This is a genomic window from Lysinibacillus sp. NPDC094177 (assembly GCF_050279145.1).
Lineage (GTDB): Bacteria > Bacillota > Bacilli > Bacillales_A > Planococcaceae > Lysinibacillus.
In genome coordinates, this window is record NZ_JBNNTW010000002.1 from 437,858 (window position 1) to 454,070 (window position 16,213).

General features: G+C 34.8%; 15 protein-coding genes. All 15 read left to right on the plus strand.

Annotated elements, in window-relative coordinates; genetic code table 11:
* Window positions 1-51: 51 nt before the first annotated feature.
* The 15 genes from ACQKNC_RS05605 (at window position 52) to ACQKNC_RS05675 (ending at window position 16,185) form a co-directional block, all read left to right on the plus strand.
* Window positions 52-1,011 carry a glycosyltransferase family 2 protein gene (locus tag ACQKNC_RS05605; RefSeq protein WP_427423865.1) on the plus strand — a complete coding sequence of 320 codons (960 nt, stop codon included), beginning with the start codon at window positions 52-54 and terminating at the stop codon, window positions 1,009-1,011.
* Window positions 1,011-2,486: a lipopolysaccharide biosynthesis protein gene (locus ACQKNC_RS05610; RefSeq protein ID WP_427423866.1), complete on the plus strand. Its 1,476-nt coding sequence runs from the start codon at window positions 1,011-1,013 to the stop codon at window positions 2,484-2,486. The genes ACQKNC_RS05605 and ACQKNC_RS05610 overlap by 1 nt, the downstream gene beginning before the upstream one ends.
* A gap of 180 nt (window positions 2,487-2,666) precedes the next feature.
* Window positions 2,667-3,368, plus strand: a complete 702-nt coding sequence (locus ACQKNC_RS05615) for an acetyltransferase (RefSeq protein ID WP_427423867.1) — start codon at window positions 2,667-2,669, stop codon at window positions 3,366-3,368.
* Between the two features lie 252 nt (window positions 3,369-3,620).
* Window positions 3,621-4,712 (plus strand): DegT/DnrJ/EryC1/StrS family aminotransferase, encoded by a 1,092-nt coding sequence (locus tag ACQKNC_RS05620; RefSeq protein ID WP_427423868.1) that lies wholly within the window; start codon window positions 3,621-3,623, stop codon window positions 4,710-4,712.
* A gap of 12 nt (window positions 4,713-4,724) precedes the next feature.
* Window positions 4,725-5,432 carry a WbqC family protein gene (locus ACQKNC_RS05625; protein ID WP_427423869.1) on the plus strand — a complete coding sequence of 236 codons (708 nt, stop codon included), beginning with the start codon at window positions 4,725-4,727 and terminating at the stop codon, window positions 5,430-5,432.
* A gap of 380 nt (window positions 5,433-5,812) precedes the next feature.
* Window positions 5,813-6,520: a WbqC family protein gene (locus tag ACQKNC_RS05630; RefSeq protein WP_427423870.1), complete on the plus strand. Its 708-nt coding sequence runs from the start codon at window positions 5,813-5,815 to the stop codon at window positions 6,518-6,520.
* A gap of 61 nt (window positions 6,521-6,581) precedes the next feature.
* Window positions 6,582-7,472, plus strand: a complete 891-nt coding sequence (gene rfbA / locus ACQKNC_RS05635) for a glucose-1-phosphate thymidylyltransferase RfbA (protein ID WP_427423871.1) — start codon at window positions 6,582-6,584, stop codon at window positions 7,470-7,472.
* A gap of 44 nt (window positions 7,473-7,516) precedes the next feature.
* Entirely contained in the window at window positions 7,517-8,500 is a 984-nt protein-coding gene (gene rfbB / locus ACQKNC_RS05640) for a dTDP-glucose 4,6-dehydratase (protein WP_427423872.1), read from the plus strand.
* Window positions 8,501-8,795: 295 nt separating this feature from the next.
* The gene (locus ACQKNC_RS05645) at window positions 8,796-9,593 is read left to right on the plus strand and encodes a TIGR00282 family metallophosphoesterase (protein ID WP_427423873.1); all 798 of its coding nucleotides are present in this window, start codon (window positions 8,796-8,798) and stop codon (window positions 9,591-9,593) included.
* Between the two features lie 676 nt (window positions 9,594-10,269).
* Window positions 10,270-10,536: a stage V sporulation protein S gene (locus ACQKNC_RS05650; RefSeq protein WP_004224903.1), complete on the plus strand. Its 267-nt coding sequence runs from the start codon at window positions 10,270-10,272 to the stop codon at window positions 10,534-10,536.
* 302 nt (window positions 10,537-10,838) lie between these two features.
* Window positions 10,839-12,578: a 2-oxoacid:acceptor oxidoreductase subunit alpha gene (locus ACQKNC_RS05655; protein ID WP_427423874.1), complete on the plus strand. Its 1,740-nt coding sequence runs from the start codon at window positions 10,839-10,841 to the stop codon at window positions 12,576-12,578.
* Window positions 12,578-13,444 carry a 2-oxoacid:ferredoxin oxidoreductase subunit beta gene (locus ACQKNC_RS05660; RefSeq protein ID WP_427423875.1) on the plus strand — a complete coding sequence of 289 codons (867 nt, stop codon included), beginning with the start codon at window positions 12,578-12,580 and terminating at the stop codon, window positions 13,442-13,444. Before ACQKNC_RS05655 ends, ACQKNC_RS05660 begins: the two co-directional genes overlap by 1 nt.
* A 544-nt stretch (window positions 13,445-13,988) precedes the next feature.
* Window positions 13,989-14,696: a lantibiotic protection ABC transporter ATP-binding protein gene (locus ACQKNC_RS05665; RefSeq protein ID WP_427423876.1), complete on the plus strand. Its 708-nt coding sequence runs from the start codon at window positions 13,989-13,991 to the stop codon at window positions 14,694-14,696.
* A 1-nt stretch (window position 14,697) separates the two neighbouring features.
* Window positions 14,698-15,426 carry a lantibiotic immunity ABC transporter MutE/EpiE family permease subunit gene (locus ACQKNC_RS05670; protein ID WP_427423877.1) on the plus strand — a complete coding sequence of 243 codons (729 nt, stop codon included), beginning with the start codon at window positions 14,698-14,700 and terminating at the stop codon, window positions 15,424-15,426.
* A gap of 3 nt (window positions 15,427-15,429) precedes the next feature.
* Window positions 15,430-16,185: a lantibiotic immunity ABC transporter MutG family permease subunit gene (locus ACQKNC_RS05675; protein ID WP_427423878.1), complete on the plus strand. Its 756-nt coding sequence runs from the start codon at window positions 15,430-15,432 to the stop codon at window positions 16,183-16,185.
* Window positions 16,186-16,213 lie beyond the last annotated feature (28 nt).

Sequence of the window (16,213 nt, forward strand, 5' to 3'; positions counted from 1 at the left end):
TCAGTTGGGTGAATATCATATTGCTAGAGATTGGTGAAAGGGTGTATCCAAATGGATAATATTTTAGTTAGTGTTAGCTGTATAACCTATAATCATGAAAAATATATAGCAGATGCAATTGACAGTTTTTTAATGCAAAAAACAACTTTTAATATTGAAATATTAATTCATGACGATGCATCTACAGATAACACAGCAAAAATAATTAGAGAGTATGAAAAAAAATACCCTGATTTGATAAAACCTATCTACCAAAGTGAAAACCAATATTCAAAAGGAGTGTCCGTAGAATATATTAATGTTGAAAGAGCAAAAGGAAAATATATTGCGATATGTGAAGGTGACGATTACTGGACAGATCCATATAAACTGCAAAAACAGGTAGACTATATGGATAATCATCCTGAATGTAGTTTATGCGTTCACGGGGGGTATGTGGTGTCAGCAACAGAAAAGAAAATATTATTGTATAACAGACCTAATAAAGGAAATAAAGTCTTTACAGTTTCTGAAGTAATAGAGGGCGGTGGATCTCTTTTCTTAACAAATTCCATGCTGTTTCCAACGGAATTCGGAACTAATAGGCCCGCTTTCTTAGAAAATGCCCCTGTTGGTGATTATCCCTTAGTTATCAATTTATCTTTACTTGGTACAGTATATTGTATCGATGAAATTATGTCAGCATATCGAGTAGGAGACGAAGGTTCTTGGACGGCCAAAAATTTTTCAAACATTGAAAAAAAGAAAAAACACTACAATGATATGGCAGATATGCTAGAAGAAGTAAATCATTATACAAATAAACAATATGATGAAGTAATAAAAAGAACAAAAAAACGGTCTCAATTATTTCTATTATTAGAAAAGGGTAATTATAAAGAAGCAAAAACAGGGGAATATAAAGAGTTATATTTAGAACTAGGATTAAAAATGAAGATTGCTTTATTCATAGAAAATTATAGCCCGAGTATTTTTAAGATTCTCAAAATTGTAAAAGGGAAATTTGTTTAATGAACAATGACATAACAAAATCAAAAGTCCTGTCTTCTCTTTTGTGGAAAATGATGGAGAGGGGGGGATCGCAGAGCTTTCAATTAATAATAATGATAGTGGTAGCTCGTTTGCTACTACCTAAAGATTTTGGATTAATTGCACTAGTAGCAATTTTTATATCATTAGCTAATGTATTAATTCAAAGTGGATTTAATACAGCTTTAATTCAGAAGAAAAATGCGGATGAAGTTGACTTTTCTTCTGTTTTTTTCTTAAACCTATTTGTTGCTAGTATTTTATATGTAGTACTTTTCTTTTCTGCGCCTATTATTGCCGTTTTCTTTGAAGAAACACAGATAACACTTATTTTAAGAATTTTATCGGTAACTTTATTTTTTGGTGCTATTAATTCAATTCAGAACGCGAATATTGCTCGAAATATGGAATTTAAGAAATTATTTTTTAGCAGTTTAGGGGCAGTCTTAGTATCGGGGATTTTCGGAATAACGATGGCATATAATGGTTTTGGTGTATGGGCTTTGATTGTGCAGCAATTAACAAGCCAACTTTTGGTTATAGTTATTTTATGGTTTACAGACAAATGGAGACCAAAATTACTTTTTTCAATGGAAAGAATAATAGGATTATTTTCATTTGGATGGAAGTTATTAATATCTTCGTTGATTGATACTATTTATACGAATATAAGTGGACTTTTAATAGGTAAAATGTTTAGTCCAATATTATTGGGCTTTTATAGTAGAGGAGAACAGTTTCCAGGTTTCATTGTAAGTAATATAAACGGATCCATACAATCAGTCATGCTTCCTACATTGGCAGCTCATCAAGAAAATGGGGAAAGGGTAAAGGAAATGGTGAGAAGAGTCATTGTTACGAGCTCATTTATTGTATTTCCGATGATGATAGGTCTAGCTGTTATCGCTGAACCGTTAGTAAAGGTTTTGTTAACAGAAAAATGGTTACCTGCTGTTCCATTTTTACAAATATTTTGTGCTGTTTATGCCCTATGGCCAATCCATGCAGCTAATTTACAGGCAATTAACGCTTTAGGTCGTAGTGATATTTTTTTGAAGCTAGAAATAATAAAAAAATTACTCGGATTAAATATTTTAATAATTAGTATACCATTAGGTGTCCATGCAATCGCTATAGGTTCATTTGTACTTGGCATAATAGCTTCGTTGCTTAATGCTTATCCGAACTTAATATTACTTAATTATAGTGTGAAAGAGCAGTGGAACGATATTATGCCATCTTTATTAATAGCGGTAATAATGGGTGCTATTGTATTTTCCATTCAATGGCTTGGCCTATCAGACGGGGTAACAATCTGTATCCAAATCTTGACAGGCATTATGATATATATTGGGTTAGCAAAAACATTTAGATTAGAATGTTTTATTTATTTAGTTACGACGATAAAGGAAATTTTTAAAAGGAATAAGAAAGTCCCAACTGGAGAGGTTTACTAATCAAGTTTTATAAGTAAGCCCCATATACAATCCACCTACAAACGTGTTTTCTGCTGTGTGATCATCACAGTAATACCATTTTTTTATGAGTCGTTTTAACATTTCAACGGATTATCATTCATATGTTTATTTAAGAAGAAGTAAAAAATAATCATTAAAAGGGTACGGTGAATAGATACAATGAATAAACCTTTGAAGAATGGCGAAAAGTTAGTAATTGTAGGGGCTGGCGAATTTGCAGAAATAGCATATGAATATTTTACTTACGATTCTCCATATGAAATAGTAGCTTTTGCTGCTGAGAAAGACTATATAAAAAATGACAAGCTTTATGATTTACCAGTTGTCCCTTTTGAAGAGGTGCATCAAATTTATCCAGTAACTGCGTATAAAGCTTTTGTTGCAGTTCCTTATACTAATTTTAATAGATTAAGAACGAGATTATATCATGAAACGAAAAATAAGGGATATGAATTAGTAACATATATTAGCTCCAAAGCTTTTGTTTGGAGAAATGTAACAATAGGAGAAAATTGTTTTATATTTGAAAATAATGTATTACAGCATCATGTTAATGTAGGGAATAACGTAATTTTATGGAGTGGAAACCATGTGGGACACCGTTCTGTTATTAAGGATAATTGTTTTATTTCTTCACATGTAGTTATTGCAGGAAATTGCGATATTGGAGAGAATTGTTTTATTGGAGTAAATAGTACATTTAATGATGAAATAAAGGTTGGAAAGGATTGTTTTATTTCATCAGGAGCATTAGTAATTAAGAATACTCTAGAAGGAAAAATATATAAAGGTAGCCCTGCAAAAGCATCATTTATTGATACTTATAGCTATTTCAATATAGAGAGTGAACATATCTTATAGTATGAAAAACAATTAATAATCGAAGTATTTAAAAAAGGTTCGTCAAGATTTTTAAACAAAACACAAGTTATTTTTTGTGTAGCTGAAAAAGTAGGGAAGTTGCGCCCGAAAAAAGTGGTGGGGTAGATTTCTTTCTATCCTCTTTTTTCCGATTCTTCTTGGTGCAATAAGGTGGATAAAATGGCACAGGGGTACAAATCAATGTCAAAGATTTTTTTAGAAAAAATTAGCTTAAGTTAAAAGGGGAAAAAGATGAAACCAATTCAAGTAACGCAATCATCAATGCCTGATTTTGACGAGTTTTCTGAAGAAATTAGAGGTATTTGGGATAGTCGATGCCTGACTAATATGGGTGTAAAACATCAACAACTAGAAGCGGGATTGGAACAGTATTTAAAAACACCTAATGTTTCGCTATTTTCCAATGGGCATCTTGCGTTAGAGTATGCCATCGCAGCTTTAAATTTAACAGGGGAAGTGATTACAACGCCCTTTACTTTTGCTTCCACTACCCATGCGATTGTTAGAAATGGACTGACACCTGTCTTCTGTGATATTGATCCAGATAACTATACAATCCAAACTGACAACCTCGAGCATTTGATAACAGATAAAACGTCGGCGATAATTCCTGTTCATGTTTATGGTAATATTTGTGATGTTGCTGAAATTAATAGAATAGCAAAAAAGTATAATCTTAAAGTAATTTATGATGCCGCACATGCTTTTGGTATTACAGTCAATGATGAAGGGGTCGCAAACTATGGTGATGTATCCATGTTCAGTTTCCATGCTACAAAAGTTTTTCATACGATTGAGGGTGGAGCATTAACTTTTAAGGACCCTAGTTTCAAAGATGTAATAAATGCACATAAAAACTTTGGTATTACTGGACCAGAAACAATAGAGTATATTGGCGGTAATGCAAAAATGAATGAATTTCAGGCAACTATGGGCATCTGCAACCTTCGAAGTGTAGATCAAGAAATTAAAAAGAGAAAAAAAGTCTATAATAGATATGTCGAACACCTTAGTGGAGTTAAAGGAATCCAACTATCGCTTCCTCAAGAGTGTGTGAAAAGCAATTATGCATACTTTCCTGTATTATTTGATGGGTTCACACTTTCACGTGATGAAGTTCATGAAAAATTAAAAAAATATAATATTTTAACTAGAAAGTATTTTTACCCCTTAACAAATAGTTTTGAAAGCTATAAAAATAGATTTAATACCGGAGAAACGCCAGTTGCAAAATTTATAGCAGAAAGAGTCCTAACTCTACCACTGTACTCTGATTTAAATCTAGATGATATAGATAAAATTGTAACTATTATTAAGTCATAAGGGGGGATTTGAGTGAGAGTAGCTTTAATGCAGCCCTATTTTTTTCCGTATTTAGGATATTTTCAATTGATAAATTCTGTAGATGAATTCGTTATTTTTGATAATGCACAACATATTAGAAGAGGCTGGATATCTAGAAATAGAATTTTGAACGAGCAAAAAGAAAGTGTTTTTATCAATGTTCCTATAAGTAAATCTCCAAGAGAAACAAAAATTAAAGATATCTTAATAAACAATAATATTAATTGGCAAGAAAAGCTTTTTGACCAATTAATATATTATAAACAAGCTCCTTATTTTAACTATGTTTTAGATTTCTTAAATGACTGTATACCTAATAGCAGTCAAAACAAATTAAGTGAATTTAATACAATACTCCTTCGAAAAACTTGCTCTCTATTAAGCATAAAAACGAATATAACAATATTGTCAAAAAAATTTCCAACTATTGAATCTGCTAACGCAGCAGATGAATGGGGCATTAAAGTGTCTAAAGCATTAAATGCTACCACTTATATCAATGCTATTGGTGGTAAAGATTTTTATAGTCAGGAAAAGTATCTAGAAAATGGTATATATATTTATTTTGTTAAGCCCAACTTATCCCCATACAAACAATTTGATAAACATTTTATTCCGGGTCTCTCAATTATTGATGTCATGATGTTTAATGATTTAAATAAAATTAAGGATATGCTAGAAATACAAGTAATATCTTGATAGTTTTGAATTATATATGCAAACTGACTTAATAATAAAGTGGTTGAACTTAAAGTCTAATACAAATTTGAAAGTCATTTTTATGGGCGTTTATAACGTAATTAATACGTTACATGACGCTGCGATAATATTATCGGGGTCATTGAATCAAAGCAAAGAAACGTAATTAGCAAAACGAGAAATTGAAAAATTTTTGTTTAGAAGATGGGTTACCTTATTACTTTATGAACGAAGGCTGTAATGATTGTTTAGAGAATTAGGTTAAGGAACTGAGCCCGATTTGATAGTAATCTACGGAATGTCTGAATTGTTAAAAGGTGATATCTTGAATATTCCGAAAAAAGATGTATTTTAAAGTAATAGATAAGGAAGGTAAATTAATGAGAGTAGCTATTATGCAACCATATTTCTTCCCTTACATCGGTTATTTTTCTTTGCTACAGGCAGCAGATATGTTTGTTATTCTTGATACTGTCCAATTTCAAAGAAAAAGCTGGATGACGAGAAATAAAATTATTACTAGTAAAGGTAGTGATAGCACCTATATAAAATTACCAGTTAAAAAGGCTCCTTTAAATACTTTAATCAATCAAATTGTAATTAACAATGAAGTAGATTGGAAAACGACGTTGTTTAGTCAATTATTGGTCTATAAAAAAGCTCCCTTTTACAATGAAACAATTAACTTAGTGAATAGTATTTTATATGAAGATACTAAAAAGTTAGTTGATGTCAATAAAAATATTTTGCTTGGAATAAGTAATTATCTTGGGTTAGATTGTGAAATTGTAGTATTTTCTGAGATGAATATTAAAGTTGAAGATGTAAATAGTGCTGACGAATGGGCATTAAATATATCAAAAGCTTTAAACGCTACGGAATATATTAATCCCCCAGGGGGAGTATCTTTTTTCAATAAACAAAAGTATAAAGATAATAATATTGAATTAAAGTTTATTAAAAACAAATTGAAGCAATATAATCAATTTCATTTTAATTCGATACCAGGATTATCCATAATAGATGTTATGATGTTCAACAGCATAGAAGAGATTCACAAGATGTTAGCTGATTATGATGAGATTTGAAAAAAGCAATCTAGGATTTTCATTTGTGTTTATTTAAACATCGACAAGAGGTGAATATCGGATGAAAGGAATTATTTTAGCTGGAGGTTCAGGTACTCGACTTTATCCTCTGACGAAATCTGTTTCTAAACAAATGCTACCCATTTACGATAAACCGATGATTTATTATCCGCTTTCTGTATTAATGCTCGCAGGAATCAAAGAAATTCTAATTATCTCTACTTCTCGAGATATTGTAGGGTTTAACGAGCTTTTAGGAGATGGCAGTAAGTTAGGGATGAACTTTGAATATGCAGTTCAGGAAGATCCTAATGGCCTCGCAGAAGCCTTTATAATTGGAGAGGAGTTTATCGGTGATTCACCAGTCGTATTAGTATTAGGTGATAATATCTTCTATGGTTCTAATTGGAGCAATCGTTTACAAGCTGCAGCGTCTTTATCGACCGGGGGCATTATTTTTGGCTGTTATGTGAATGATCCAAGGGCCTATGGTGTTGTAGAGGTAGATGAGCAGATGAATGCTATCTCTATAGAAGAAAAGCCGGAATACCCTAAATCTTCATACGCAGTTCCAGGTTTATATTTTTTTGATAATAAAGTAGTTGATATCGCAAAAAACGTGAAGCCTTCAGCACGTGGCGAAGTGGAGATTACTTCTATAATAGATGTATATCTGCAAAGAGGTGAGTTAAAGGTTGAACTTACTGGTAGAGGCTTGGCGTGGTTAGATACAGGCACGCATGAATCATTACTAGAGGCTTCTAACTTTGTAGAGGCTATACAAAAAAGGCAGGGGCTATATATTGCTTGCATTGAAGAAATAGCATTTAGACGAGGATATATAACAAAGAAGCAGTTATTAGATCTTGCCGAGCCTCTGATGAAGACAGAATATGGTAAATATTTGGTTGAAGTTTCTCATTCATTAAACAACTCTCATGTGACAATGTAGAGTTTTTTTATTTCAGTCGAATAAGTTTAAAAGAGGTGAGACAGATGACAAAGAAAAAAATACTTGTTACGGGTGGAGCAGGGTTTATTGGTGGAAACTTTGTTCAATACATGGTTAAAAAATACCCTGAGTATGCAATTTATAATATAGACGTATTAACATATGCAGGTGATTTAACTAAACATAGTGATATAGAAAAAATGGAGAATTATCATTTTGTGAAAGCAGATATTGTAGACTATGATGTGATTATTTCTTTATTTGAGAAAGAAAAGTTTGATTATGTTGTGCATTTTGCTGCAGAAAGTCATGTAGATCGATCCATCACAGATCCAGCGATTTTTGTTTCTACAAATGTGCTAGGAACACAGGTGTTATTAGATGCTGCAAGGCAAGTAGGAATTACCAAATTTGTTCATGTCTCTACAGATGAAGTATACGGTGAATTGGATTTTGATCCAACAACTTTTTTTACGGAAGAAACACCGTTACAACCAAATAGTCCATATAGTGCCAGTAAAGCTTCCTCTGATTTCTTAGTTCAAGCGTATCACCATACTTATGGAGTGCCTATTAATATTACACGATGTTCTAACAATTATGGGCCTTATCACTTCCCGGAAAAATTAATTCCTTTAACGATTTCCCGTGTATTAAATGAAGAAAAGGTTCCTATATATGGTGATGGTCGAAACATTCGTGATTGGTTACACGTGTTTGATCATTGTGCTGCCATTGATTTAGTTTTACATGAAGGTGTAAATGGAGAAGTATATAATGTTGGTGGGCATAATGAACGTACGAATTTAGAAGTAGTTAAAACCATAATTCGTACATTAGGGAAATCAGAAGCATTAATAGAGTTTGTAGCAGACCGTTTAGGACATGATAAGCGATATGCAATTGATGCAACAAAACTAGAACAATTAGGTTGGCAACCGATATACACTTTTGAAACTGGAATTGCTCAAACGATTCAATGGTACAAGGAAAACAAAGAATGGTGGGAGCAAATTATTAATGGGTAATATCAAAATATGTTGGAGATGACTTCAACCTATTCATCTGAAATCACCCCAAAATAGTATATGAAAAAGCTGGTTAATAAAATAAAAAAAACGGCTTTTCATGAAATGACTAAAATTTTACTTACTTGCTCTCAACTTTGAGCATGTTCGTAAATTATAAAAATATCATGTCCTTGTATCGTTACAGTAACTGTACAAAATGCAAACTCAAAGAGGTTTGCGTTTTATTTTGCGATTTACTAGGAGTAGGTGGTAAACTAAAAGGTGCTAATTAAAGAAAGAGTGGTCTTGCCAAATGAAAGTACTATTTATTGGAGATATCGTCGGTTCGATTGGCCGCGATGCAGTGGAAAAATATTTACCACGTTTGAAGAAAAAATTTAGCCCGGATGTTGTGATTGCGAATGGTGAAAATGCAGCAGCAGGGCGTGGAATTACACGAAATATTTATAATGATCTATTGCAAATGGGTGTAGATGTTATCACAATGGGCAATCATACTTGGGATAATAAAGATATTTTTGATTTTATTGATGATGCAGATTATTTAATACGACCTGCAAACTTTTCAAGTGAGGCCCCAGGTAAAGGTATGATGCAAATTTCAAAAAATGGCGTTACTTTATCTGTTATTAATTTGCATGGTCGAGTATTTTTACCTCCACATGAGGATCCTTTTGCGATGGCAGAGAAATTAATCGAAGAAGCACATAAAACGTCACCGCTTGTATTCGTGGATTTTCATGCAGAAGCGACAAGTGAAAAAATTGCCCTTGGATGGCACTTAGATGGAAAGGCCTCGGCGGTCGTTGGTACACATACACATGTGCAAACAGCTGATGCACGTATTTACCCAAATGGAACAGCTTATATTACGGACGTTGGTATGACAGGTCCATACGATGAAATTTTAGGGATGACAAAGGAAAGTGTCATTTATAAATTCCAAACAAATATGCCCTCTCGTTTTGAAGTGCCTAAAAAAGGACGCGATGTGTTAAGTGGTTTCTTTGTAGAGATTGATGATAAAACAGGAAAAGCTCTACATTGTGAGCGAATTTATATAAATGATGATTATCCGTTCCAAGCATAAGAAGAGAAACTATTGTGTATTAAAAAATGCACAGTAGTTTTTTTGTGTTGAAAAACAAAATGGCGTTAGGGGAATCTTTGAGAATGTTGTGGCACTTTAAATAAGAATGGTTTCTGTTCCGGGCTACTCGTTTTCTTGTGGGCGAGGATCGAGCCACTTCCTCCGCTTTGTTGTTGTTGCTTTCGCACAGACAAAACTCTTTTGTTATCGTGTCAGAGGATACTTGCTATGGCAATCGTTTTTTGCTCTTTGGCAGGTAGATGTCGATAAAATTCAAAAGTTGGGTGATAAAAAGTGAAAGTTAGTCGATAAAATTCAAAAGTTGGGCGATAAAAAGTGAAAGTTAGTCGATAAAATTTAAAAGTTGGTCGATAAATCGTAAAAGTGTTCCGATAGCGACTCCTTGGGGATTAGCTGCACATAGGACGCCCCTAGGAAAAGTCGGAACGGAAATCAACCCTTCGATTTGCCGAAGAGCCATACTTTATTTCATAGTCATAGATTTTTAATGTAAATTTTCAGTATTTTTCGATTGTTTCAATATATAAGAAATGAAAATAGTCTATTTTCTTCCTGCCGAGCATAAAATGACCTATCGACAATAACTTGAGGTCCAAACAAGGGGGACATGAGTTGTTGAGCGTAAACACTATTCGCGAAACGGGGAGGAATAATTGTGGATTCATTAAAAGTATCATCACGCTCTAATCCAAATTCAGTTGCAGGTGCATTAGTCGCGGTAATCAGAGAAAAAGGGCAAGCAGAAATGCAGGCAGTTGGGGCAGGTGCACTTAACCAAGCCGTGAAAGCAGTGGCCATTGCACGCGGATTTGTAGCGCCAAGCGGCACAGATTTAATTTGCGCACCGGCGTTTGCCGATATTTTAATTGCTGGTGAAGAACGTACAGCCTTAAAGCTTCTTGTGGAAAAACGTATTCGATAAAATGTAATGAAGTAAAATGCCTTGCACATAATAAGCTGCAAGGCATTTTTTCGTTTATATAGAAATAAGGATATGAGAATGTCTCATGCTCTACATACTGACATGTTAAATGTCACTTGAAATCAGCAAGTTAATTTTTTAAACTTAATTGATTTGAAAATTACAACTTTATGAACCCATTTTCAGTCAAAGGTCTGATTTTCGGTTAAATCGTGGAATAACAATAGTGCAGACCGTTTCTTCGTGTTAAACTTATGAAGGAAAAATAATAGCATACACATTGGATCTAAGGAGTTGTTGACATGTTACATCAGCTTTCATGGAAAGTCGGTGGGCAACAGGGTGAAGGGATTGAAAGTACAGGCGAAATTTTCTCAATGGCAATGAATCGTTTAGGTTACTTCCTATACGGTTACCGTCATTTCTCTTCTCGAATCAAAGGTGGCCATACGAATAATAAAATTACAGTTCGTCCAACAGAAGTACGTTCTATTGCGGATGATTTAGATATTTTAGTAGCGTTCGACCAAGAAACAATCGACGTCAATTATAAAGAACTAACAGAAACAGGCATTATTTTAGCGGATTCAAAATTTGATCCAGTGAAGCCAGAAGATTCAAAGGCGCCATTATTTGCAGTACCGTTTACAGAAATTGCAGCAGAGCTAGGTACTTCGTTAATGAAAAATATGGTGGCCATTGGGGCAACTGCATCATTACTAAATTTAGATAATGCAGTATTCCAAAATGTTGTAGACGATATTTTTGGCAGAAAAGGTGAAGAAGTAGTCCAAAAAAATATGGAGGCTATTGCACGAGGCCGTCAAATTATGAGTGAGCTTTTAGGCAATCGTGTAGGTGAATGGGCTTTAGCTCCAGCAGACGGTAAACGCCGTATGTTCATGATCGGAAACGATGCAGTAGCACTTGGTGCACTTGCAGCTGGGACACGCTTTATGGCAGCTTACCCAATTACACCAGCTTCTGAGATTATGGAATACCTTATTAAAAAATTACCTAAATTCGGTGGTGCGGTTATTCAAACAGAAGACGAAATTGCAGCAGCGACAATGGCAATTGGTGCAAACTTTGGTGGTGTTCGTGCCTTTACAGCTTCTGCTGGCCCTGGTCTTTCATTAATGATGGAAGCACTTGGTCTTTCAGGTATGACGGAGCAGCCTCTAGTTGTTGTAGATACACAACGTGGTGGTCCATCAACAGGGTTACCAACAAAACAAGAGCAATCAGATTTAATGGCGATGTTATATGGTACGCATGGTGAAATTCCAAAAGTAGTAATAGCACCTTCTACAATGGAGGAAGCATTCTTTGACACAATCCAAGCGTTTAACATTGCAGAGGAATTACAATTACCAGTTATTTTAATGACTGACTTGCAATTATCTCTAGGTAAACAATCTGTAGAGCCATTCGATTACAATAAAATTGAAATTCGTCGCGGTAATATTGTTACAGGCGACATTGAAGAAGCTGCTGATAAAGCATACTTCAAACGTTATGAAGATACGGAAGACGGTATTTCGCCGCGTGTGCTACCTGGTACGTTAAACGGTATTCACCATGTAACAGGGGTTGAACACGATGAAACAGGTAAACCATCTGAAGCAACTGGTAACCGTCAAGTACAAATGGATAAACGTTTCCGTAAGCTAGCAGCATTGAAATTTGATAATCCAGTACATTCTAATGCGCCACACGAAGAAGCCGATATTTTATTAGTGGGCTTTAACTCAACACGTGGAGCAATTGAAGAAGTACAAGAACGATTGAATGCTCAAGGTATGAAGGTGAACCATGCACATATTCGCTTAATTCACCCATTCCCATCTGCTGAGGTGGCACCACTTGTAGCAAAAGCGAAAAAAGTAATCGTTGTAGAAAATAACTACACAGGTCAATTAGCAAATATTATGAAGATGAATGTTGGTGGTCACGATAAAATCGAGACTATTACAAAATATGATGGTACACCATTCTTGCCAGGTGAATTAGAAAATCGTGTGAAGGAGTTGACTCGCTAATGGCAACATTTAAGGATTTTCGTAATACAGTGAAACCAAACTGGTGCCCAGGCTGTGGTGACTTCTCTGTTCAAGCAGCGATTCAGCGCGCCGCGGCAAACGTTGGAATTGAACCAAACGAATTAGCTGTTATCTCAGGGATTGGCTGTTCTGGTCGTATTTCAGGTTACATTAATTCTTATGGTTTCCACGGTATTCATGGTCGTGCATTACCAATTGCACAAGGCTTAAAAATGTCTAACCGTGATTTAAACGTTATAGCTTCTGGTGGTGACGGCGATGGATTTGCGATTGGTATGGGTCATACAATTCATGCTATCCGTCGTAATATTGACATCACATACGTTGTTATGGATAACCAAATTTATGGTTTAACAAAGGGGCAAACATCTCCACGTTCTGCTGCAGGATTTATTACAAAATCTACGCCGGGTGGTGCGATTGAGCCGTCATTAAAACCGTTAGAAGTAGCTTTAACAAGTGGAGCTACATTTGTCGCACAAGGTTTCTCAACAGATATTAAAGAGTTAACAGCTTTAATTGAAGCAGGTATTAACCATAAAGGCTTCTCATTCATCAACGTATTCTCACCTTGTGTTACATATAACAAAGTGAATACGTACGATTGGTTTAAAGAAAACTTAACGAAGCTTGCTGATATCGAAGGCTATGATAGTTCTGATCGTGGTATGGCAATGCGTACAGTGATGGAGCATGAAGGTTTAGTAACAGGTATTATTTATCAAGATACAGAAACAACTTCATATCAAGAAAAAGTACCAGGCTACTCAGAGCTACCATTAACAGATATTGATATTAAAATGAGCGAAAATGATTTTAATGAATTAGTGAAAGAATTTATGTAAATTAAATTTTATATAGCGTGATAAAAAGCATTTGGAATGAGTACATTCCAAATGCTTTTTGTGTTTTTTGAAGACTGCGATGACAATGAATTAAGATGACATATTAAATAAAGTTTGACGAAGGTGGTTTGTTTTGTAAATTTTTCCCATCGCGAAAGTGAGCGCTATAGCTACTGACAGTGATGTGATTCCTGTTTGCTTTTCCGACACTTCGTTTTCGCGCAGAACATTTGTTGCCGCTCATTACGTTTCACTATGCTTCCACACAGATATAACATTTTGCTAAGGTTTCGCTTTATATTATAAATTGCCAAGAGGTACACGCTAAGTGAAGCGGCTCATCGGACCCCCAGAAAGCTTTGCTCTGTGCGAAAGCGAAGCGTCAGCAACAAAGCGCTCAGTCGGAACGGAAATCAACCCCTCGTTTTGCCGAAGCTATACTCTATCATTGATTTTCTTTGTGATGCTCCACAAAATTTTTCGTTATCCTTATAAAATCCTTATAATCATTTTTTACACTATAATCATCGAAAGGAAGATGATTATGGAAGATATTATTTTACAAACAGAAAATCTTAGTAAAAGTTTTAAAGGGCAAAAAATTGTAGAGGACTTGTCGTTAACGATACCTCGCAATACTGTTTATGGTTTGCTCGGTCCAAATGGTGCAGGGAAATCAACAACGTTAAAAATGATAACGGGAATGTTGCGTCCGAATGCAGGAAAGATACTTTTTAATGGACGTGAATGGAATCGTAATGATTTAAAAGACATTGGTGTATTAATTGAAACACCACCGCTTTATGAAAATTTAACGGCAAGAGAAAATCTCAAGGTTCGAACGATTGCCCTCGGATTGCCACAGTCACGTATTGATGAAGTATTAAGAATCGTAGACTTGACCAATACAGGAAAAAAACGAGCAGGACAATTTTCGTTAGGGATGAAACAACGTCTAGGAATAGCTATTGCGCTATTAAACTATCCAAAGCTTTTAATTCTTGATGAGCCGACAAATGGTCTTGATCCAATTGGCATTCAAGAGCTTCGAAAACTGATTCGATCATTTCCTGAGCAAGGGATTACAGTCATTTTATCTAGCCATATACTTTCAGAGGTAGAACAGGTCGTTGATGAAATTGGCATCATTGCAGGAGGGAAATTAGGTTATCAGGGAGTTGCCCCACAAGGTCAGGAATTAGAATCATTATTTATGAAAGTAGTGTCTGCTAATAGAAAGGCAGGCATGTAACATGATCTCAATTATGAAGGCTGAAAGATTAAAATGGAAAAAGACTTTTATTCCTAAATTAGTGTGGCTAGCACCCATTGTGGCGATATTATTAACTGCCGTATTAATGGGAGGAAGGTTTTTTCAAAGTGGCGCTTATAATTGGTGGTATACAATGCTCTTACCAGGTGCTCTGACGATATGTTGTGCATTAGTGATGGAAAAAGATGCTAAATTGAAATATCATAGTATACTCGCAATGCCGCTCGATCTGAAGAAGATTTGGTTTGGCAAAATACTTGCTTGTATTGCCTGGTTATTATTAGCGACACTTATTTTCTTTGCAGGTATTACAGCTGGTGGAATACTTTTTGGCAAAAGCTATTCTTTCATTAATAGTCTTACGGGTAGTTTGTTAATTTTCGTAACGTTTTTATGGCAAATTCCACTGTGTTTATTCCTTGCGGCAAAATTAGGAACTTATATGGCTATTTTAATAAATTTAGTCGGCAATATTGCTGGTATGATTGCATTTGCAAATGGAGAGTTTTGGTATAGCGTTCCTTATGCCATTACAGCAAGACTAATATGTCCAACATTAGAGATTTTACCAAATGGTCTGCCAGTGCCTGAAGGTAGCCCGTTATTAAACATGTCGGTTTTAGTTCCAGGTATATTAATTGCTTTAGCATGGTTTGCATTAATCAGCTTCTTTACTGCACGTTGGTTTCAGAAAAGGGAGGCGAAATAGTTCATGGTAATGTTAAGATTACTTAGAGCAGAGTTTCTTAAAACAAAAAGAACGCCATTTTTGCTCACACATCTAATTGTACCTATTATTATTTCAGGGATGTTTTTAGCATACTATACGTATTCACCATGGGATTTCAATGATAGGGTAACGGCATATCTTCAAGCAGTAGCATGCGGGTTTCCAATTATTATTGGATTAGTTTGTGCAATGGCAGCGGAGCAAGAAGCAAATGCAGGACATTTTCAGGAGATGCTAACAGCTACTAAAACAAAAGTAGTGGCCTATTTAAGCAAGCTGCTTATGTTATTGTTATTTAGTTTTGGAGCAATATTACTGTCCTTCGGTATTTTTAGTATTGGATTTATTGAAATTTTGCATGAAGATACTTTTGGTTATCAATTTTATTTCATAGCTGGATGTATTCTATTTGTTAGCTTTGCATTTTTATATATTTTACATTTTTTCGTTAGTTTTCATTTTGGTAAAGGTGCTTCAATCGGATTAGGTATTGTCGGATCACTAATAGTAGCCCTACTCCTCACTGGACTAGGTGATGGTATTTGGTCATTTATACCTTATGGTTGGGGTGGTCACTTTGTTTCATTATGGGAAATGAAGGCGTCAGGGCTTGACCAATCGACGATGGAAATAGGACTACAGGAAGGTATTATTGCTTCAGCTTGCGGGACATTGCTTGCATTAGTCCTATCTTGTTTATGGTTTTGGAAATGGGAAGGAAGAAAGTCTGATAATTAGGGTTTGAAGAAATGATGAGGGTAGAAAT

Excerpts from the sequence above, each read along its gene's own strand:
- ACQKNC_RS05605 (WP_427423865.1), top strand. The coding sequence starts at position 52 with ATGGATAATATTTTAGTTAGTGTTAGCTGTATAACCTATAATCATGAA.
- ACQKNC_RS05610 (WP_427423866.1), top strand. The coding sequence starts at position 1,011 with ATGAACAATGACATAACAAAATCAAAAGTCCTGTCTTCTCTTTTGTGG.
- ACQKNC_RS05615 (WP_427423867.1), top strand. The coding sequence starts at position 2,667 with ATGAATAAACCTTTGAAGAATGGCGAAAAGTTAGTAATTGTAGGGGCT.
- ACQKNC_RS05620 (WP_427423868.1), top strand. The coding sequence starts at position 3,621 with ATGAAACCAATTCAAGTAACGCAATCATCAATGCCTGATTTTGACGAG.
- ACQKNC_RS05630 (WP_427423870.1), top strand. The coding sequence starts at position 5,813 with ATGAGAGTAGCTATTATGCAACCATATTTCTTCCCTTACATCGGTTAT.
- rfbA (WP_427423871.1), top strand. The coding sequence starts at position 6,582 with ATGAAAGGAATTATTTTAGCTGGAGGTTCAGGTACTCGACTTTATCCT.
- rfbB (WP_427423872.1), top strand. The coding sequence starts at position 7,517 with ATGACAAAGAAAAAAATACTTGTTACGGGTGGAGCAGGGTTTATTGGT.
- ACQKNC_RS05645 (WP_427423873.1), top strand. The coding sequence starts at position 8,796 with ATGAAAGTACTATTTATTGGAGATATCGTCGGTTCGATTGGCCGCGAT.
- ACQKNC_RS05655 (WP_427423874.1), top strand. The coding sequence starts at position 10,839 with ATGTTACATCAGCTTTCATGGAAAGTCGGTGGGCAACAGGGTGAAGGG.
- ACQKNC_RS05660 (WP_427423875.1), top strand. The coding sequence starts at position 12,578 with ATGGCAACATTTAAGGATTTTCGTAATACAGTGAAACCAAACTGGTGC.
- ACQKNC_RS05665 (WP_427423876.1), top strand. The coding sequence starts at position 13,989 with ATGGAAGATATTATTTTACAAACAGAAAATCTTAGTAAAAGTTTTAAA.
- ACQKNC_RS05670 (WP_427423877.1), top strand. The coding sequence starts at position 14,698 with ATGATCTCAATTATGAAGGCTGAAAGATTAAAATGGAAAAAGACTTTT.
- ACQKNC_RS05675 (WP_427423878.1), top strand. The coding sequence starts at position 15,430 with ATGGTAATGTTAAGATTACTTAGAGCAGAGTTTCTTAAAACAAAAAGA.